Genomic DNA, 19,462 nt, shown 5'->3' with positions numbered 1-19,462 from the left:
AGTTCGATGAACCCTAATTTTCGTAATTTCGCTCTGTGGGCAATCATAGCCTTGCTGTTGATTGCCCTGTTCAGCATGTTCCAGAACGCGCCGGCACAAACAGGCTCCAGGGAAATACCGTATTCGCAGTTCCTCCGGGAAGTTGATTCCGGCCGCGTTCGTGACGTTACCGTCACCGGCAACCGCGTCGTCGGCAGCTATGTCGAAAACGGCACGCCCTTCCAGACCTATGCTCCGGTCGTGGATGACAGCCTGCTTGAGCGCCTGCAAAGCAAGAACGTCAACATTGTCGGCCGTCCGGAATCGGATGGCTCCTCGAGCTTCCTGAGCTATCTCGGCACGCTGCTGCCGATGCTCCTGATCCTCGGCGTCTGGCTGTTCTTCATGCGTCAGATGCAGGGCGGCTCGCGCGGCGCCATGGGCTTCGGCAAGTCGAAGGCAAAGCTTCTGACGGAGGCGCATGGTCGCGTCACTTTCGATGACGTCGCTGGTGTCGACGAAGCCAAGCAGGATCTGGAAGAAATCGTTGAATTCCTGCGCGATCCGCAGAAATTCCAGCGTCTCGGCGGCCGTATCCCGCGCGGCGTTCTTCTTGTCGGCCCTCCCGGTACTGGTAAGACGCTTCTGGCGCGCGCCATTGCCGGCGAAGCCAATGTGCCGTTCTTCACCATCTCCGGTTCCGACTTCGTCGAAATGTTCGTCGGCGTCGGCGCAAGCCGTGTCCGCGACATGTTCGAGCAGGCCAAGAAGAATGCACCTTGCATTATCTTCATCGACGAAATCGACGCCGTCGGCCGCCATCGTGGCGCCGGTCTTGGCGGCGGTAACGACGAGCGCGAGCAGACGCTCAACCAGCTGCTGGTCGAGATGGACGGCTTCGAGGCCAATGAAGGCATCATCCTGATCGCCGCGACCAACCGTCCCGACGTTCTCGACCCTGCGCTGCTGCGTCCGGGCCGCTTCGACCGCCAGGTCGTGGTGCCCAACCCGGATATCGTCGGCCGCGAGCGTATCCTCAAGGTTCATGCCCGCAACGTGCCGCTGGCGCCGAACGTCGATCTGAAGACGCTCGCTCGCGGTACGCCCGGCTTCTCCGGTGCCGATCTCATGAACCTCGTCAACGAAGCTGCCCTCATGGCCGCCCGCCGCAACAAGCGCCTGGTCACCATGCAGGAATTCGAAGACGCCAAGGACAAGATCATGATGGGCGCCGAGCGCCGCTCTTCGGCCATGACCGAAGCGGAAAAGAAGCTCACCGCCTATCATGAAGCCGGTCACGCCATCACGGCACTCAAGGTTGCCGTCGCCGACCCGCTGCACAAGGCGACGATCATCCCACGCGGCCGTGCGCTCGGCATGGTCATGCAGTTGCCGGAAGGCGACCGCTACTCCATGAGCTATACGTGGATGGTGTCGCGGCTCTGCATCATGATGGGTGGCCGCGTTGCTGAAGAACTGACTTTCGGCAAGGAAAACATCACCTCCGGTGCATCCTCGGATATCGAGCAGGCGACCAAGCTTGCCCGTGCTATGGTCACGCAATGGGGTTTCTCCGATCAGCTTGGTCAGGTTGCCTATGGCGAAAACCAGCAGGAAGTATTCCTCGGCCACTCGGTTTCGCAGTCGAAGAACGTGTCCGAGGCGACCGCGCAGACGATCGATAATGAAGTCCGCCGCCTGATCGATCAGGCTTATCAGCAGGCCAAGGATATCCTTACGGAGCATCACGACGGCTTCGTGGCAATCGCCGAGGGCTTGCTCGAATATGAGACGCTGAGTGGCGACGAAATCAAAGCTCTGCTTCGTGGCGAAAAGCCGGCGCGCGATCTCGGTGACGATACGCCGCCGAGCCGTGGCTCGGCCGTGCCGAAGACCGGCGCGAAAAAGGACGGCTCGCTCGGTGCCAAGGGTGACGAGCCCGAAGGCGGGTTCGAACCGCAGCCGCGTTAAGGCGTGAGAGGTTCAAACCTCGAAATTGAAAGGCCAGCCCATGAAAATGCGGCTGGCCTTTTTGCTGAAAGGTTGAGGGAGAGGCGATGCCGAGCTGCTGACCCTTTGCATATTACCATATCAGTCTGAAGTAACGGAGACGCGGCAGGCTGTGGATCGGACTATGTCCGTCACGATCCGATGCAGTTTTTTAGTGCTTATTAATGGTAACGCGGTGTAATAGGCGTTCTCGGTAATTTAAGTGCCGAATTTTACAATCTATGGCATGAGCCAGAAGCATCGATGTTTGCAGTGCCGCGGGTTTCCAAGCGGCGATATCGATGCCGCCGTACTCCTCGCGAGGATGCGGCAACGACAGGAGTGCATATGAAACGCCGTTATTTCGGAACTGACGGAATTCGCGGTCAATCCAACATCTATCCGATGACGCCAGATCTTGCCATGCGCGTGGGTATCGCTGCCGGCACGATCTTCCATCGAGGTAGCCATCGCCATCGGGTCGTCATCGGCAAGGATACGCGCCTTTCGGGCTATATGCTGGAAAATGCCATAGTGGCAGGCTTTACCGCAGCCGGCGTCGATGCCTTCGTTCTCGGACCTATCCCGACGCCAGCAGTCGCGATGCTGACGCGCTCGCTGCGCGCCGATATCGGCGTCATGATCTCGGCTTCGCACAATCCCTATCAGGATAATGGCATCAAGCTTTTCGGCCCTGATGGCTATAAGCTCTCCGACGATCTCGAAATGAAGATCGAGGACATGCTCGACAAGGACATGTTGGAGCATCTGGCCAAGTCGGAGAATATCGGTCGCGCCAAGCGTATCGACGGTGTCCATGACCGTTACATCGAGCATGCCAAGCGTACGCTGCCGCGCGATGTGACGCTGCAGGGACTGCGGATCGCCATCGATTGCGCCAATGGTGCCGCATACAAGGTTGCCCCGGCCGCCCTTTGGGAGCTTGGCGCCGATGTCGTGACCATCGGCAATGAGCCGAATGGCACGAATATCAATCTGAATTGCGGCTCCACCAGCCCCATCGCCCTGCAGAAGAAGGTGGACGAAGTGCGTGCCGATATCGGCATTGCGCTGGATGGCGATGCCGATCGCGTCATCATTGTCGATGAAACCGGCACCATCATCGATGGCGACCAGCTGATGGCCGTCATTGCCGAAAGCTGGGCTGAGAGTCAGACGTTGCGCGGCAATGGCATTGTCGCAACCGTCATGTCCAATCTCGGACTGGAGCGGTTCCTCGACGATCGCGGCATGTCGCTCGCACGTACGGCTGTCGGCGACCGCTATGTCGTCGAGCATATGCGCCAGCACGATTACAATGTCGGCGGCGAGCAGTCGGGTCATATCGTGCTCTCTGATTACGGCACGACGGGCGACGGTCTGGTGGCTGCGCTGCAGATCCTTGCCGCGGTGAAGCGCACAGGCAAGCCGGTCAGCGAAGTCTGTCGCCGTTTCGAGCCGGTGCCACAGCTGCTGCGCAATGTCCGTATTTCCGGCGGCAAGCCGCTGGAGGATATTCATGTGCGCCAGGCGATCGCCGATGCAGAAAGCGAGCTGTCCCGCAACGGCCGGCTGGTGATCCGCCCCTCCGGCACAGAACCCTTGATCCGCGTCATGGCGGAAGGGGACGATCGCGGCCAGATCGAGCGCATCGTCGGCGGATTGATCGACGTGATCTCGAGCGTGCGTTCGGCTGCCTGAGCAGGCAAAAGACGTAATTGCGAATAAATAGCATGGCCGTCCTATCGGGCGGCCATTGTGTTTTCAGTTTCGGAATGACGGCAGTGCTACTGGAACATTTCTCCGGGATAAGCGCCCCAGAGCTTGTCCTGCCTGACATAACCTCTGGCGGAGTGCTCGCGGACGGAGACGCGGCACCACGTTCCGGTGCAGGATTGCAGTGAAACCAGCACGCGAGGCTGCAGCTCAGCGATCGTCGTGGCGGAGGGGTTCGGATCGGCACGCAGCGCGGCATTCTTCGCCAGCCAGGGGGCGATCAGGGCCGTCCGCGCTCCGGAAAGCAGGGCGCTGTGCATCCAGCCGGTGACGCCCGTATCGTCGCGGACTTGCCGCCAATGGCCGTATTCGTCGATGATCTCCAAGGGAAGACCCGGCTTCATATAGATCCATTTCGTGGCATAGATCGTCGACGGGCCGACGCGCATGCGCGCCTTTTGGGCGCGGAGGGAAACATAACGTGGGATCGGCAAACCGGTTTCACGCCCCTTGTTCCATGCGGAGGCTGTGGCGGCGATCGGCTTTACCGGCATTGCGCCTGCCAGGACGGCGGAGCTCAGAAAGATGAGAGCAAGGCCCAGGCCGGCCGGTATTATGCGACGGTAAGTCAATGACTCCCTCCTGAGTTATCTCTCCGGCGACAGCACTGTAATGGTTCGATTCTTGCCAAACGGTTTAGGAACTGCCGCCTCTGGGTCCATCCGCAGACCCGGTGCCTGAGTTAAAAAAGGAGGTGGGCGCCGCTTCTTATCTCGTTCTCGTCATTCAAGTATCAATTTTCTCTAATATATGAAACAAAGTATAATTCCTAAATAAACACGGTAAATATTCGTAGTTAATCAGGTTTTAACTCCTTTTCATCATTATTCCCGTCATGTCATTTCAATTGGCAAGCTTTTGCTGTGCCAAGGGCAAGAAATTTGGAGCCAAAGCCATGATGAAAACCCTGATTGGGGCACTTGCCACTTTGCTTGTCGGCACGTCCGCCTTTTCTGCTGATCTTTATACGCCCGAACCGGTACAGCCGGCGCCGGAAGTGACGGTCGCTCAATCCAGCGGCTGGTATCTGCGCGGCGATGTCGGCTATGCCTTCACGAACCTGCGCGGCGCGAACTACTTCCAGGGCTCCAATGCCAGCCTAGTCGATTTCGATCGCGCCAAGCTGGATGGCAATGTCACGCTCGGTGGCGGTGTCGGTTACCAGATCAACAACTACCTTCGCACGGACTTGACGCTCGACTATCTCTTCAAGTCCGACTTCAAGGGCTCCACGAAGGGTGATTGCGGCGCCTGCGGCCCGGGCTTTACTCCGACTGCGGCAACCTCGCGCGATCTTGCCTCCCTGACGGCCTATAGCTTGCTTGCCAACGCTTATGTCGATCTCGGCACCTACGGCATCTTCACTCCTTATGTCGGCGGCGGTCTCGGCGGCACTTACGTCAAGTGGAGCAATCTGAAGAACACGTCCTGCTCCGACGCCAACCCGGATTCCTGCGACGGAACGGTCTCGCATAACGGCCGCGGCAGCTGGCGCTTTACCTATGCGCTGATGGCCGGTACCTCCATCGATCTGACCTGCAACCTCAAGGCGGATGTCGGTTATCGTTATCGCCACGTTCAGGGCGGCGACATGTTCGGTTACAACGAGAATGGCGGTCCCGGCTACGACAAGGGCCTGAACCTGCACGAAGCCCGCATCGGTGCCCGCTATACGTTCGGAGGCTGCCAGACGGCAAGCTACATGCCGCCGGCAGATATCCCGGTCCAGGCGCCGGTCTACAAGTAAGCAATATCCATTCAAGTTATTGAAAAGCCGTCCGGTTTCTCGCCGGACGGCTTTTGTTTTTCCTCTATCCCGTTAAGCAATTCTCCGTTGCCTTAAAGCTTCATTAACCATGAATTCCTTATGGTTAATGAAATGAGAATGGCAGCCTTCCCGCTCAGACCCAGACATATGAGATATCAAGGGGAGCTAGCCGGTTCGACATTCGGGCGCGAGCCCGAGGATGGAAGGCGAGGGGTAATGATCCGTTTTGACGCTTTGACGCTAGCCGCAGCGATGGCAGGCGCATCGGCGGGTGTTGCGTTTGCGGCCGATGCGACACCGCCGGAAATCAAGATGTCGGAGGTGAGTGTCAAGGATGCCAGGGGATGGTATGTGCGCGGCGATGTCGGCTATGCCGTCAATGCCAGCCGCACCGACACGAAATTTCGCGCCTATGATCCTGCGGGTGACGATTACAGTTCGAGCAGCTTTGATTCGACCCGGTTCGGCGGGGATTTTTCCGGCGGTCTTGGTGTCGGCTATCAGTTCAACGATCTGTTCCGCGCGGATGTGACGGGCGATTTCTTCAGCGGTGATTTTAATGGCCGCATTTCGAGCGATTCGCCTTGTTCCGGCGGGGTCGGCGGCACGGGATGCTCCACGAGAGCTCGTTCTTCCTTCAGGGCCGGCAGCCTGATGGTCAATGGCTATGTCGACCTCGGGACGCTCGCCGGCTTCACGCCCTATGTCGGTGCCGGCCTCGGTGCCAGCAGGGTTTCCTGGAGCAGCGTCAACGCCATCGGCTCCTGTGTGGACGGCACGTCGGGCTGCGGTGGCGCTGCCTCAGTCAGCGCACGCTATCCTGGTGACAGTGACTGGCGCCTGACCTACGCCTTGATGGCGGGTGTGGCTTATGAGGTTGCGCCGAATATCAAGGTCGATCTTGGCTACCGCTTCTCCCATATCGCGGGTGGTGACATGTTCGGCTATTCCGCCGCAGATTCGGCTGCAGGCGCCGGCGGCACGGCAGGCCGTGACGGCGCGTTGTCGCGCCATGAGATTCGCGTGGGCTTGCGGATCACTACTTGGTAAAATCCGAGGCTTACGGCGTCGTCAGCACGTAGGCGATACGCCGAAAGAAATCCACGGTTCGGAAGATGTGTGCGGGTATGCGCCGCCAGGCCGGTGCCTTGGCCGCGCGGTAGTCGCGACGCCAGCCGATCATCGTCGTTCGCTGCAGCCGGCTGAAGCCAGCAATGTTCGCGCGCGTACTCACGATGGAGATATTCATGTCCCAGCCACGCTCCACGGCCACATCCCAGGGCAGCGACATGATGGCCAGCGATTTCACGATCTTTTCGGCGCCTTTGCGCGTGACAAGATAGCAGGCCGTCGAGCCTTGCGGACCAAAGAGGCAGCGGCCGACGATATCTCCCTTGCTGCTTCGGCCCATGGCACGAAAGCCGTTCCAGCGGTGATTGACGAGCTTGATCAGGTCGGCATTGGGCGCAGCATTCTTCGCGGCCACGGTGCGTGCGAGGAAATCGATATCCAGCGCAACATCATCTTCGATGACCACGGCCATTTCGCCGCCGCCCGCCAAAAACTGTTGCAGCGCCAGCAGGTGACTGCGGTAGCAGCCATACTCGCCGGGCAGGATGGTGCGGCCATGCCGGCGCTGGAAGCGATCGTGATCTACATCGATCCATTCGTCGCGCGGGACGAGGGCACCGTCGACGCCATGAATACGCTCGAATCGAAAACCGAACTCATCGCTCTGCCGCTGAATCTCCGCCAGCCGTTCGGCTGCCCGGTCGATATTGATAAGATAGACCGGCATGGTTTGTGACGGTGTAAAAGAAGTTTCGGCGAGCGCAGTTAGGGACATCGAGCACACTTGATAATTTCCATCGGCGCAAAACGGCGGGCGCCTAGCCATATATGATTGTGCATCAGCATAGAAACTAGCTCTTGTGGCACTAAATTTGGCTTATTTCCATTGCGCGTGCCTTGCCTGGCATCAAAATCTCGCACGAAATCGTGAGGGAGCGCCATGAGCAATTTTTATTGTTGCGCTAACGGGCTGCTTCCAATATATCCGGCGGCGGGACACTCCTCCCCAACGAGGAGCTTTCTATCTGAGAGGATAGCATCATGACTAAGCTCGCCAAGCCGGACATCCGTCCGAATAATACCCATTTCTCTTCTGGTCCATGCTCGAAGCGTCCCGGTTGGACGCTTAACGCTCTTTCCGATGCGGCTCTTGGCCGTTCGCACCGCGCGAAAGTTGGTAAGGCAAAGCTGAAGCAGGCCATTGATCTTACTCGCGAAATTCTAGAAGTGCCGGCGGATTATCGCATTGGCATCGTTCCGGCTTCCGACACCGGTGCCGTCGAAATGGCTCTCTGGTCGCTCCTCGGCGAACGCGGCGTCGACATGCTCGCCTGGGAAAGCTTCGGCGCCGGCTGGGTTACCGACGTCGTCAAGCAACTAAAGCTCAAGGACGTCCGCAAGCTCGAAGCCGGCTACGGCGAGCTGCCCGATCTTTCCGCTGTCGATTTCGACCGCGACGTAGTCTTCACCTGGAACGGCACTACCTCTGGCGTGCGCGTTCCGAACGGCGATTTCATCCCGGCCGACCGCAAGGGCCTGACGATCTGCGACGCCACTTCGGCGGCCTTCGCTCAGAACCTCGATTTTGCCAAGCTCGACGTCGTCACCTTCTCCTGGCAGAAGGTTCTGGGCGGCGAGGGCGCACATGGCGTCATCATCCTGTCGCCGCGCGCTGTCGAGCGCCTGACGACCTATCAGCCTGCCTGGCCGCTGCCGAAGATCTTCCGCATGACCAGCGGCGGCAAGCTGATCGAAGGCATCTTTACCGGCGAGACGATCAACACGCCGTCGATGCTTTGCGTCGAGGACTATATCGACGCTCTCCTCTGGGCGAAGGATCTCGGCGGCCTGAAGGCGCTGATCGGCCGTGCCGATGCCAATGCCAAGGTCATCCACGATTTCGTCGCCGCCAACGACTGGATCGCCAATCTCGCCGTCAAGGCGGAGACGGCGTCCAACACCTCCGTCTGCCTGAAGATCGTTGACAAGGACGTCGTCGCTCTCGATGCCGATGGCCAGGCGAATTTCGCCAAGGGTCTGGTTGCGCTCCTTGAGAAGGAAGGCGTCGCCTATGACGTCGGCCATTACCGCGACGCGCCGTCGGGCCTGCGCATCTGGGCCGGTGCGACGATCGAAGCTTCCGACATGCAGAAGCTGATGCCCTGGCTCGCCTGGGCTTTCGAAACGCAGAAGGCGACGCTCTCCCAGGCTGCTGCCTGAGGTTTGAGGCGTCTATGGCTCCGCCGGTGAGGCGGAGCCCAGCATTCCGAATTCTCGTTGTTTTCATGCAATTCCCTACGGAAAGCCGTTTCGCATTTCGTGGAATTGCTCGTCTTAGCTGACCCTTTTCAGGAGGCCTCAATGGCACCTCGCGTTCTCGTATCCGACGAACTGTCGGAAACCGCCGTCCAGATCTTCCGCGATCGCGGCGTCGAAGTCGATTTCCAGCCGCAGCTTGGCAAGGACAAGGACAAGCTGTTCGAAATCATCGGTAACTACGATGGTCTTGCCATCCGTTCCGCCACCAAGGTGACGGAGAAGATCATCGAAGCGGCCAAGAACCTCAAGGTTGTCGGCCGCGCAGGTATCGGGGTCGACAATGTCGATATCCCCGCCGCCTCGCGCCGCGGTATCATCGTCATGAACACGCCGTTCGGCAATTCGATCACCACGGCCGAACACGCCATCGCGCTGATGTTTGCCGTTGCCCGTCAGCTTCCGGCGGCCGATGCCTCGACGCAGGCCGGCAAGTGGGAAAAGTCGAAGTTCATGGGTGTCGAAATCACCGGCAAGACGCTCGGCATCATCGGCGCCGGCAACATCGGCTCCATCGTCATTGCCCGCGCCCTTGGCCTGAAGATGCATGTTCTGGCCTATGACCCGTTCCTGTCCAAGGAGCGCGCCGAGGAAATGGGCGTCACCAAGGTCGAGCTCGACGAGCTCTTCGCCGGCGCCGACTTCATCACGCTGCATGTGCCTTTGACCGATAAGACCCGGAACATCATCGATGCCTCTGCCATCGCCAAGATGAAGCAAGGCGTGCGCATCATCAACTGCGCCCGCGGCGGTCTCGTCGATGAGGCAGCTCTTGCCGCAGCCATCAAGTCCGGCCATGTCGCCGGTGCCGCCTTCGACGTCTTCGAGGTCGAACCCGCCAAGGAAAGCCCGCTCTTCGGCCTGCCGAATGTCGTCTGCACGCCGCATCTCGGCGCGTCCACGACGGAAGCACAGGAGAACGTCGCACTTCAGGTGGCCGAGCAGATGGCGGACTACCTCGTCAAGGGCGCTGTCTCCAACGCCATCAACATGCCCTCGATCACGGCTGAGGAAGCGCCGATCCTGAAGCCGTTCATCAGGCTTGCCGACGTTCTCGGCGCCTTCGTCGGCCAGGTGACCGACGATCCGATCAAGGAAATCGAGATTCTCTATGACGGCGTCACCGCCGGCATGAACACCAAGGCGCTGACGAGCGCCCTGCTGGCCGGCCTGATCCGCAACCAGGTTGCCGACGTCAACATGGTTTCGGCACCGATCATGATCAAGGAAAAGGGTATCGTCCTTGCCGAAGTCAAGCGCGACAAGACCGGCGTCTATGACGGCTACATCAAGTTGACGGTCACGACAGACAGCATGAGCCGCTCCGTCGCCGGTACCGTCTTCTCGGACGGTAAGCCGCGCTTCATCCAGATCAAGGGCATCAACCTCGATGCCGATGTCGGCAACCACATGGTCTATCTCGCCAATACCGACGTTCCCGGCATGATCGGCTTCATCGGCACGACGCTCGGCTCTGCCGGCGTCAATATCGCCAACTTCCAGCTTGGCCGTGACAAGCAGGGTGGTGATGCCATCGCGCTTCTCTATGTCGACGGTCCGATCAGTGATGAGGTGCTCGGCAAGCTGACGGCGCATCAGGCGATCCGTCAGGCAAAGCCGCTGGTATTCAACGTCGATTGAGCCTGCCCGCCCTGGAGAAGGGCGGCAGCTATAGAATTCGCTCCTCCCAAGAGCCAATCCGAAAGCCCGGCGCGACATAAGTTGCGCCGGGCTTTCTTCATGGTCGTGAGGGTTGTGGATAAGCCCGGTGCACAGGCTATCGGGAGCGATGAAACGCGCCTATCTCTATGGTCATGGAGGCTTTGCGGAAGAACATCCTCGGGGAAGGAATGGGCACGCCGATCGAATGGCTGGCGAAGCCGGCTTCCGTGGCGATCGTGCTCTTTGCGCGCGCCATTACCGCCGTTCGGGCGATCTGGCCCGAAAGCGGCATGCAAACCCGCCGCTGCGTCTATTTCGCCAATCACTCCAGCCATGGCGATTTCATCCTGATTTGGACTGTCCTGCCGCCACGATTGCGCCGCCGCGTACGCCCGGTGGCGGGCGCCGATTATTGGCTGAAATCGCCGCTGAACAGCTTCATCGGCCGGGACGTCTTCAACGCCGTGCTGATCGAACGGGATCGTGAAGCGCGCAAGGAAGATCCGGTCACGCAGATGACGCAGGCGCTCGATGCCGGCTCCTCGCTGATCCTGTTTCCAGAGGGCACCCGTAATCTCACCGAGCAGCCGTTGCAGCCCTTCAAGAGCGGGCTTTTCCATCTTGCGCAGGCTCGCCCTGATATCGATCTCGTGCCCGTCTGGATCGACAACCTCAACCGCGTCATGCCCAAGGGCGAGTTCGTGCCCATTCCGCTGATCTGCACGGTCACCTTCGGCGAGGCGCTGCATATCGGCGAGACCGAAGAGAAGGCGGAGTTTCTGGCGCGAGCCGAAGCGGCGCTGCTGGCACTGGCGCCCAAGCGGGCGGGAGACTGAGCATGGGTGCGGCAAGTGCCGATCTGATCCACCTCGTTCTTGGCATTTTCGGCGTCTTGATCGTCGCCTCCGTCATCGGCTACGTGCTGGAGCGGCGGCTGTCGCCTGACGGATCGAATGCCGCGATCGAAAATCTGAATGCGCGCATCAAGGCCTGGTGGGTGATGGTGGTGCTGATCGGCATCGCCTTCATTGCCGGGCGCGCCGGCGTCATCCTGCTCTTCGCCTTCTGCTCTTTTGCGGCGCTGCGCGAATTCATGACGCTGATCAACACGAAGCGGGCGGATCATTGGGCACTTGCCGCGGCCTTCTTTGTGGCCTTGCCGGTGCAATATTATCTGCTCTGGGCCGAGCAATATGGTATCTATTCGATCTTCATCCCCGTTTACGCCTTCCTCTTCATGCCGATCATCGCGGTGCTGCGCGGCGACACGGAGCGGTTTCTGGTGCGGATCGCCGAGGTGCAATGGGCGCTGATGATCTGCGTCTTCTGCGCCTCGCATGTGCCGGCGCTACTGACACTGCACATTCCGGGCTATGAAGGCCGCAATGTGCTGCTGATCGCTTTTCTGGTGATCGTCGTGCAGCTCAGCGACGTCCTGCAATATGTCTGGGGCAAGCTTTTCGGGAAGACGAAGATCGCGCCGCGGCTGTCGCCCTCGAAGACGGTGGAGGGTTTTGTCGGCGGGGTCATCAGCGCCTCTTTGATCGGGGCGGCCCTCTGGTGGGTGACGCCGTTCACGCCGCTGCAGGCCGGGCTTCTCGCCTTCGTCATCACGATCATGGGTTTCTTCGGCGGGCTCGTCATGTCGGCGATCAAGCGGGATCGCGGCGTCAAGGATTGGGGCCATCTCATCGAGGGGCATGGCGGCCTGATCGACCGTCTGGACTCGGTCGTCTTTTCCGCGCCGATCTTCTTTCATCTCGTTCGCTTCTGGTGGTCGCTGTCATGAGCGGAAGGCTGAAAGCACTTGCCGGCAGCAGCATCGTGCATGTGCTTTTCGCCTTCCTTGCCATGGGCGGCTGGGCTTTCTTCGCCAATCGCATGCACCCGATGCCGCGGCCGCTGATCGCGGGCTTCGTGCAGGGCGTGCTTTCGGGCTGCCTGACGCTGTTCCTGAAATCCGTGGTCGAAGCTTTGTCGCGCCGGTTCGACGGCTCTACGCGCCTCTGGGCGCCGCCGCTGATCGCCTGCCTAGGCTCGGCAACGATCCTGGTCGTCATCCACGCGTTGAGCGGCACGCCGGAGATCCTGAAGACCATTGCCGTGCCGCTGCTGGTCTCTTCCAGCTATGCGACGATCTACAATTATTCGATATCGGGCGGAAGGCCGCGAAATCATGAAAGGTGAGGGCGTATGACCGGCGAGGGAACAGGCGACAGGCGGCCGCTGGCGAGCCGCAACACACGATGGGCACAGGCACTGGCGCGGCGCATGACTGCGCTTTCAGTGACTCCGAACCAGATCTCGCAGGCAAGCATGGTCATGGCAGCACTGGCGGGGGCATCATTCTGGCTCTCCGGGGCCACCGGTAGTGCCAGAATGCGGATGGTCTTGCTGATCTTTGCCGCCTTGTTCTGTCAGCTACGTCTGCTCTGCAATCTGCTTGACGGTATGGTGGCGGTCGAGGGCGGAAAAGGTGAGGCCGATGGACCGTTCTGGAACGAATTTCCGGATCGCATCGCTGATATCCTCATCTTTGCGGGTATCGGCTATGGCATTGCGATGCCGGGCCTCGGTTGGGCCGCCGCCGCCTTTGCTGTACTGACCGCCTATGTCCGCGAGCTTGGCCGCGCCACAGGCAATCCCAGCGATTTCGGCGGTCCGATGGCCAAGCAGCATCGCATGGCGGTCGCGACGGCTGCGGCTTTGCTTTCGCTCATCGAGGCGCTATGGAGCGGCGGCAGCTGGGTTTTGACCATCGCTCTTTGGGTCGTTGCCGCCGGATCGGCGGTGACAGTCCTGCGGCGCAGCCTCAATCTGATCCTGCATTTGAAGGCAGAGGGATGATTCGCGATTTCGCCCACCCCTTGCATGGGTTGGCAATCCTTTCTATATCCGTCCACAATTGAGGCTGGCTGCAAAGAGCGGCTAAAGGCCCTGTGCAATGAAAATTCGCCGCTTTTGCATGGCATCCGGCGGCAACAAGCATGATCCCGAAAAGTGTGCAGCGGTTTTTGGATCAGATCATGCGAAATGAAATCGTGAGAGCGTGGCGACGTTTCGAAGAAACGTCTCCCGCTCGGCAGCATCGAAGATCGTTCAAGACTGGCGGCAACGACCGTGAATACACTGGATTTTGACAAGAGGCCGGAAGATACCCGCGTCGTCGTCGCCATGTCGGGCGGTGTCGACAGTTCCGTCGTCGCCGGCATTTTGAAGCGGCAGGGTTACGATGTGCTCGGCATCACGCTGCAGCTCTATGACCATGGCGCGGCCGTGCATCGCGCCGGCTCCTGTTGCGCCGGCCAGGATATCGACGATGCGCGCCGCGTCTGTGAAACGCTCGGTATTCCGCATTACGTGCTCGATTATGAAAAGCGTTTCCGTGAGACGGTCATCAATCCCTTCGCCGAAAGTTATGTGGCCGGCGAAACGCCGATCCCCTGCGTTGCCTGCAACCAGACGGTCAAGTTCGCCGATCTTCTGCTGACTGCCAAGGAACTCGGCGCCGATGCGCTGGCGACCGGCCACTACATCCGTTCGCGTCCGAATCCATCGACGGAGCACCCAAATCGCCGCGCGCTCTATCGCCCGGCCGATGCCGATCGCGACCAGAGTTATTTTCTCTTTGCGACGACGCAGGAGCAGATCGATTATCTGCGCTTTCCGCTCGGCGGTATGCCGAAGGCCGAAACCCGCGCGCTTGCCGAGGAAATGGGCCTGGTCGTCGCCAAGAAGGCCGACAGCCAGGACATCTGTTTCGTGCCGCAAGGCAAATATTCCGACGTCATCGCCAAGCTGAAGCCGAATGCGGCGCTTGCCGGCGAGATCGTGCACCTCGACGGCCGCGTGCTCGGCCAGCACGAGGGTATCCTGCATTACACGATCGGCCAGCGCCGCGGTATCGGTGTTGCCACGGGCGAGCCGCTTTACGTCGTCTATCTCGACGCCCGCTCGCGCCGCGTCATCGTCGGCCCGAAGGAGGCGCTGGAAACGCACCGCGTCTATCTGCGTGATGTCAACTGGCTTGGCGACGAACCGCTGGAGCAGGCCGCTTCCGGCGCGGGCTTTGCCTGTTTCGCCAAGGTTCGCTCCACCCGCGCACCGTCGCCGGCTGTGCTGCATGCCGATGCCAGCGGCATCTATGTCGACCTCGCCGTCGGTGAGGCAGGCGTGGCTCCGGGCCAGGCCTGCGCGCTCTATTCTGCACCCGGTGATGACGCTCGCGTCTACGGCGGCGGCTTCATCGAGCGTTCGGAACGCGAGCCAATGGCAGAGGCGTCGTTGAAGGCGCTGCTGGCGGGTCCTGTCGCCGCCTGAGAGCAGGCGGCGTCGACATCAAGAGAAAGCACTGATTTTTCCAAATCATCCGCTTGACACCAAGCCGAACCGCACCTTATAAGCCGCTCAACCGACGAGCTAGCGCTTTCGAGCGACAGTTCGTTTGACCTTTGCATTTGATGTTCAACATCAATGCGGCGTGGCGGAGTAGCTCAGTAGGTCAGAGCAGAGGAATCATAATCCTTGTGTCGGGGGTTCAAATCCCTCCTCCGCTACCAAAATTTCTATGTCCAGCCCGGATAGATAGGTAACGGATCGTCCCTAAGACATGGGTGACAACCTCGTGCCGAACGGTTTGTCGATGGTTTGCAAAGTTCTCTGCTCCAGATCGATATATCCCAGATCATAATGCATGAAGCTGAGGAGCCAAATACCGTCGTCGACTTCCTTGATTCCAAGCTTCTGGCCGGCCATGACGGTCGAGATGTTGATCTTCTTGCGATAGATGCAGATGCGGCCGCAATTGGTGACCAGCGCCTTCCTGTCATGGAAGGGGTAGTTGATCTGCGGCAGGCCTTGATAGGGGCGCGACGAGGCGGTGTAGAGATCTGCCGGCACCTTCATGTCCAGCGCCTCGTGTGGCCGCTCCTCATTGAATTCGCTGACGAATGCATCGAAGCGGGCCTGCTGCTGGAGGATATTTCTGCCAGCTGGTCGGGTGGCCTCCTGCTTCAGCGTCAGGTGCATGCGCTCATGCCGGCCGTTTTGTTGAGGACGGCCCGGCCTGATGCGCTCGAGGGCAATGCCAAGCCTCAGCCACCAGACCGACAGCTTCGAGAGATTGTAGAGCCCGTTGGGGCTGGCGAAGGGTAGTCCATTGTCGCTGCGGATCGCCGCCGGCAGGCCACGCTCGGCAAACAACCGCCGAAAGGCGTCGAAAACACCTCGCTCGCGCGTCGACTCGAAGGCTTCACAGCAAAGAAGATAACGTGACGTCTGGTCGGTGACCGTCAGCGGGTAACAGTATTGACCATTGCCAAGCTTGAACTCGCCCTTGAAGTCGGCACACCACAGATCGTTGGGCAGCAAGGCCTGAGATAAGACGGTTCCTTCGGCTCGGTGTCGTTGCCGCTTGCGGGCATGAGCGACTAACCCGTGCCGGTCAAGAACGGCATGCACCGTGCTCTTGGCGGGTACGCGCACGTCGCCGGCCAGGCGCTTCACCAAAAGCTCCCTGATCTTCCTGGCACCCCAGTGGGGTTTGTTCTTCTTGCACGAGACGATCATCGCCTCGACCGGCTCAGGCAACTGATTGGCATAACGCACGGGCCTTCGAGACCGGTCCGTCAGCGCCTCCAGTCCGTCATCCTTATAGCGATTGAAGATCTTGTAACCGGTCTTGCGCGAGATGCCGAACTCCCGACACACATCGCTCATGCCTTCGCCCTCCAGCAGCCGGGCGACAAAACGTAGACGTTCCTCCATCACCGAAGTCTCTTTCCAAGGCATCAACACCTCCCGCCAAAAAGCGAAAAGTGTTACCCATGTCTCCGGTACGAAACGTCACCTATCTCTCAGGCCGGGCAATGGTCTTTCGAGATATCGACGCCAATGGTATCCTTCGTCATCTTTCGCTTGTCCTGTGCTTGTCATGCGCAGCCAAACTGCGGGTATCCGTTCAGGCCTCAAGGGAAAGACGAGGGCGATCAAACTCTAGCTCGACCCGTCAAACGGTCCGCAGTTCAACGATCCGACCCTCGCCGCCGCCAGAGGGCGGCTACTCTCTCCCGGCGGTCTCTTTATCGCCTGTTGGGCAGCGAAAGTCATAAGACAAGCAATTCAAGTTTTGACGGAAGCGTATCCTGCGTTTGAGAAGTAGTTGGCGCATTCGTCCGGCTTGATGGTGTCGGTGAGATATCCGAGATGGCGCCAGGTGTCCTCGACGGTTCGCTTTTGAGCCTGGCGCATCCAGTGTTTGATCTTTGCGAAGGCCTGCTCGATCGGATTGAGGTCGGGGGAGTATTTCGGCAGGAACCACAGCCTTGCGCCGGCCGCCCTGATGGCATCGCGAATGGCCTTGGCCTTGTGTGAGCCGAGATTGTCAAGGATGACGATGTCGCCGGGCTTGAGGGTCGGGATCAGTTGTTGTCGGATATAGGCGCCGAAACATTCGCCATTGATGGGACCATCGAAGACGCAGGGCGCGGTCAGCTTGTCGCAGCGCAAGGCGCCGAGGAAAGTGAGCGTGCGCCAGCGGCCATGGGGTGCAAAGCCACGCAGCCTTTTGCCTTTCGGCCCCCAGCCGCGCAATGGTGCCATGTTGGTTCTGATCCAGGTTTCATCAATAAAGACGAGCCGCGTCGGGTCGAAGCGACCCTGCCAGGCTTTCCAGCGCGCTCTGCGCCGGGCAATGTCGGCGCGACCCTGCTCAAGGGCGAACAGCGTTTTTTTAAAGCTCAGGCCTTCGCGACGCATGAACTGCCAGATGGGATTATGGGAGACGGCCACGCCGCGGGCGGCCAACTCATCCTTCAGCCGATGCAGTGTCAGATGGGATGTCTGTTCGATCTGCTCGACGATAAAGGTGCGGTGCGGCTCCAGCACCCGCCGACGATGGCCGCCCATCTTGCCGGGCGACACACTGCCGGTCGCCCGATGGCGCTGCGACCACTTCACCACAAACGACACAGCTATGTCGAACCGCTCCCCCACCACCCGGCAGCTCTGTCCACTCACAACCGCAGCAACGACTCGCTCACGAAGATCATTCGAATAGGGTCGCGTCATATATGCTCGCCTCCATTCCAGCATCCATCATGAATCACAATCTGCTGATTTGGGAATCCCACTCCGATTCCGATAAACGCGGAGCCGCTCTAGGCTCGAGACTCAATCAAGTCCACCACATGACGATAGCGGCTATGTAGCAAGTTGCTGCGAAGTTGAGCATGAGCTTGTCATATGGTGTTGCGACACGCGTCCAGTGAATAGCCCCGAGATTTGTAGACGCCTTCTTTCCTAATTTTGAGGCAAGAAGAGCATCATGAGCAAATCGAATTTCAGCGAAGAGTTTAAGCGTGACGCGGTGCGCCAGATCACGGAGCGAGGCTATCCGGTTGCGGAGGTCTCGCAGCGCCTCGGCGTCAGCCAGCATTCGCTCTACGAATGGAAAAAGAAGTTTGCTGCGTCGAACACCAAGGGCAACGACGAGGCCGAGGAGATCCGGCGGCTGAAGAAGGAACTGGCTCGCGTCACCGAGGAGCGAGATATCCTAAAAAAAGCGGCCGCGTATTTCGCCAGGGATGCAAAGTGAAGTACGCGTTCATTGCTCTGCATCGCTTGCAGTTTTCGGTGCGGACGATGTGCCGCCTTCTGCGGGTTCATCCCAGTGGGTTTTATGCCTGGCTGAAGAACCCGCTGAGCAGGCGAGCCAGCGAGGACAAGCGACAGACCGACCTGCTCCTGAAGGCATGGGAAGAGAGCGGCAAGGTCTACGGTTATCGCAAGCTGCACGACGACCTTCTCGATCAGGGAGAGACATGTTGCCCGAACCGGGTTGCGCGTCTGACCCGCCTTGCCGGGATCAAGGCGCAGATTGGCTACAAACGCCGTCCCGGCATCCACGGCGGCAGGCCTTCGGTCGTCATCGACAACACGCTCGACCGGCAATTCGACGTGACGGCTCCAGACACTACCTGGGTGACGGACATCACCTACATCCGAACCTGCGAGGGCTTCGCCTATCTTGCCGTCGTCATCGATCTTTATTCGCGTCGTGTGATCGGTTGGGCAATGCAGAGCCGCCAAACCACCGATGTCGTTCTACAGGCTCTGCTTATGGCCGTGTGGCGACGCAAGCCGAAGGAAAAGGTGCTGATCCACTCGGACCAGGGCTCGCAGTTCACCAGCATGGACTGGGCCGCGTTCCTCAGGCATCACAATCTGGTTCATTCCATGAGCCGACGCGGCAACTGCCATGATAACGCGGTGGCCGAGAGCTTCTTCAATCTTCTCAAGCGAGAACGGATACGTCGCAGGGTCTACCGTTCACGCGATGAAGCTCGCCAGGACGTGTTCGACTACATCGAAATGTTCTACAACCCGAAACGCAAACACGTCAGGAACGGGATGCTGTCGCCCGTCGAGTTCGAAAAGCAGCAGAAAATCTAACCCGAGGGCGTCTAGGAAACTCGGGGCTATTCAACCACAATTATCAGAGTGCTTCAGAAACTCGTTTCCAAGGGCTGACTTTGCATTCTTAAGCATACTTTTCCCTGGTTTTTCCATTATCGGTTGAATCAAGCATACCTCCCACAATTAGTAAACACGTTGATGGAGTTATAATGAAACTCGTCCGAAGTGCGGGCACGTGCTTTGCCGTGCGTGCAGAATCCGGCTCATCATACTGGCCGGCATCCTGTCCGGCCGCGAAGTCGCTCTCCCGATCATCGATCAGTTCATCACCATCCCACGCAGCACCTTTGCGGCCGTGCGGGGCTTGTTGGGCAACGATGGCGATATGATCGACCGTTTATGCTCGCCAAGTTCGTAGCGGCGACGCATCATCAAGCGTTTCCTTATTCGGAAACCTTGAATTATAACAGCCGATAATCGCCAAGC

16 protein-coding genes and 1 tRNA gene are annotated in these 19,462 nt (G+C 59.4%); 13 read left to right on the top strand and 4 right to left on the bottom strand.

What is annotated here, in order from left to right:
* Positions 1 to 6 precede the first annotated feature (6 nt).
* On the top strand, positions 7 to 1,950 hold the full coding sequence (ftsH, locus tag RTCIAT899_RS14450; protein ID WP_041677649.1) for an ATP-dependent zinc metalloprotease FtsH: 1,944 nt from the start codon (positions 7 to 9) through the stop codon (positions 1,948 to 1,950).
* Between the two features lie 366 nt (positions 1,951 to 2,316).
* Complete coding sequence (gene glmM, locus RTCIAT899_RS14445) at positions 2,317 to 3,669, top strand: phosphoglucosamine mutase (RefSeq protein ID WP_015340976.1); 1,353 nt, start codon at positions 2,317 to 2,319, stop codon at positions 3,667 to 3,669.
* 86 nt (positions 3,670 to 3,755) lie between these two features.
* Here the strand turns inward: glmM and RTCIAT899_RS14440 are convergent, their stop codons facing one another.
* Entirely contained in the window at positions 3,756 to 4,316 is a 561-nt protein-coding gene (locus tag RTCIAT899_RS14440) for an SH3 domain-containing protein (RefSeq protein ID WP_015340975.1), read from the bottom strand.
* A 323-nt stretch (positions 4,317 to 4,639) separates the two neighbouring features.
* Here RTCIAT899_RS14440 and RTCIAT899_RS14435 point away from each other — a divergent pair, with 323 nt between their 5' ends.
* Positions 4,640 to 5,491 carry an outer membrane protein gene (locus RTCIAT899_RS14435; protein WP_015340974.1) on the top strand — a complete coding sequence of 284 codons (852 nt, stop codon included), beginning with the start codon at positions 4,640 to 4,642 and terminating at the stop codon, positions 5,489 to 5,491.
* A 237-nt stretch (positions 5,492 to 5,728) separates the two neighbouring features.
* Complete coding sequence (locus RTCIAT899_RS14430) at positions 5,729 to 6,562, top strand: outer membrane protein (protein WP_015340973.1); 834 nt, start codon at positions 5,729 to 5,731, stop codon at positions 6,560 to 6,562.
* A 10-nt stretch (positions 6,563 to 6,572) separates the two neighbouring features.
* On the opposite strand, the gene RTCIAT899_RS14425 is transcribed toward RTCIAT899_RS14430, so the two are convergent.
* Positions 6,573 to 7,409, bottom strand: coding sequence for a glycosyltransferase family 25 protein (locus tag RTCIAT899_RS14425; protein ID WP_244441418.1), 837 nt, complete (start codon positions 7,407 to 7,409; stop codon positions 6,573 to 6,575).
* A 215-nt stretch (positions 7,410 to 7,624) separates the two neighbouring features.
* On the opposite strand from RTCIAT899_RS14425, the gene RTCIAT899_RS14420 reads away from it, so the two are divergent.
* The 8 genes from RTCIAT899_RS14420 to RTCIAT899_RS14385 all read left to right on the top strand — a co-directional run bounded on the left by RTCIAT899_RS14420 (position 7,625) and on the right by RTCIAT899_RS14385 (position 15,120).
* Positions 7,625 to 8,803 carry a phosphoserine transaminase gene (locus RTCIAT899_RS14420; RefSeq protein WP_015340971.1) on the top strand — a complete coding sequence of 393 codons (1,179 nt, stop codon included), beginning with the start codon at positions 7,625 to 7,627 and terminating at the stop codon, positions 8,801 to 8,803.
* A gap of 141 nt (positions 8,804 to 8,944) precedes the next feature.
* A complete protein-coding gene (gene serA, locus RTCIAT899_RS14415) occupies positions 8,945 to 10,540 on the top strand; it encodes a phosphoglycerate dehydrogenase (protein ID WP_015340970.1) in 1,596 nt (531 codons plus the stop codon).
* 209 nt (positions 10,541 to 10,749) lie between these two features.
* Positions 10,750 to 11,397 carry a lysophospholipid acyltransferase family protein gene (locus tag RTCIAT899_RS14410; protein ID WP_041677963.1) on the top strand — a complete coding sequence of 216 codons (648 nt, stop codon included), beginning with the start codon at positions 10,750 to 10,752 and terminating at the stop codon, positions 11,395 to 11,397.
* A gap of 2 nt (positions 11,398 to 11,399) precedes the next feature.
* Positions 11,400 to 12,350: a phosphatidate cytidylyltransferase gene (locus RTCIAT899_RS14405; RefSeq protein ID WP_015340968.1), complete on the top strand. Its 951-nt coding sequence runs from the start codon at positions 11,400 to 11,402 to the stop codon at positions 12,348 to 12,350.
* Complete coding sequence (locus tag RTCIAT899_RS14400; protein WP_041677647.1) at positions 12,347 to 12,748, top strand: hypothetical protein; 402 nt, start codon at positions 12,347 to 12,349, stop codon at positions 12,746 to 12,748. Before RTCIAT899_RS14405 ends, RTCIAT899_RS14400 begins: the two co-directional genes overlap by 4 nt.
* A 6-nt stretch (positions 12,749 to 12,754) precedes the next feature.
* The gene (locus tag RTCIAT899_RS14395; RefSeq protein WP_015340966.1) at positions 12,755 to 13,408 is read left to right on the top strand and encodes a CDP-alcohol phosphatidyltransferase family protein; all 654 of its coding nucleotides are present in this window, start codon (positions 12,755 to 12,757) and stop codon (positions 13,406 to 13,408) included.
* Between the two features lie 273 nt (positions 13,409 to 13,681).
* Positions 13,682 to 14,881 (top strand): tRNA 2-thiouridine(34) synthase MnmA, encoded by a 1,200-nt coding sequence (gene mnmA, locus RTCIAT899_RS14390; protein WP_015340965.1) that lies wholly within the window; start codon positions 13,682 to 13,684, stop codon positions 14,879 to 14,881.
* A 162-nt stretch (positions 14,882 to 15,043) separates the two neighbouring features.
* A tRNA-Met gene (locus tag RTCIAT899_RS14385) sits at positions 15,044 to 15,120 on the top strand.
* A gap of 43 nt (positions 15,121 to 15,163) precedes the next feature.
* Here the strand turns inward: RTCIAT899_RS14385 and RTCIAT899_RS14380 are convergent.
* Together RTCIAT899_RS14380 and RTCIAT899_RS14375 are read right to left on the bottom strand one after the other, a co-directional pair.
* Positions 15,164 to 16,351, bottom strand: a complete 1,188-nt coding sequence (locus RTCIAT899_RS14380) for an IS481 family transposase (RefSeq protein WP_015339923.1) — start codon at positions 16,349 to 16,351, stop codon at positions 15,164 to 15,166.
* Positions 16,352 to 16,681: 330 nt separating this feature from the next.
* Complete coding sequence (locus RTCIAT899_RS14375) at positions 16,682 to 17,629, bottom strand: IS630 family transposase (protein ID WP_015340964.1); 948 nt, start codon at positions 17,627 to 17,629, stop codon at positions 16,682 to 16,684.
* 256 nt (positions 17,630 to 17,885) lie between these two features.
* Between RTCIAT899_RS14375 and RTCIAT899_RS14365 the strand changes: the two genes are divergently transcribed.
* Positions 17,886 to 19,012, top strand: a protein-coding gene (locus RTCIAT899_RS14365; protein ID WP_085999181.1) for an IS3 family transposase whose coding sequence is annotated in 2 segments (ribosomal slippage) — positions 17,886 to 18,114 and positions 18,114 to 19,012 — 1,128 coding nt in all. Because the reading frame shifts where the segments join, the coding sequence is not laid out codon by codon here.
* Positions 19,013 to 19,462: the final 450 nt, after the last annotated feature.

The sequence above is a fragment of the Rhizobium tropici CIAT 899 genome, assembly GCF_000330885.1.
In the GTDB taxonomy this organism is placed as follows: Bacteria; Pseudomonadota; Alphaproteobacteria; order Rhizobiales; family Rhizobiaceae; genus Rhizobium; species Rhizobium tropici.
This window is presented reverse-complemented; position numbering and strand designations above follow the sequence as displayed.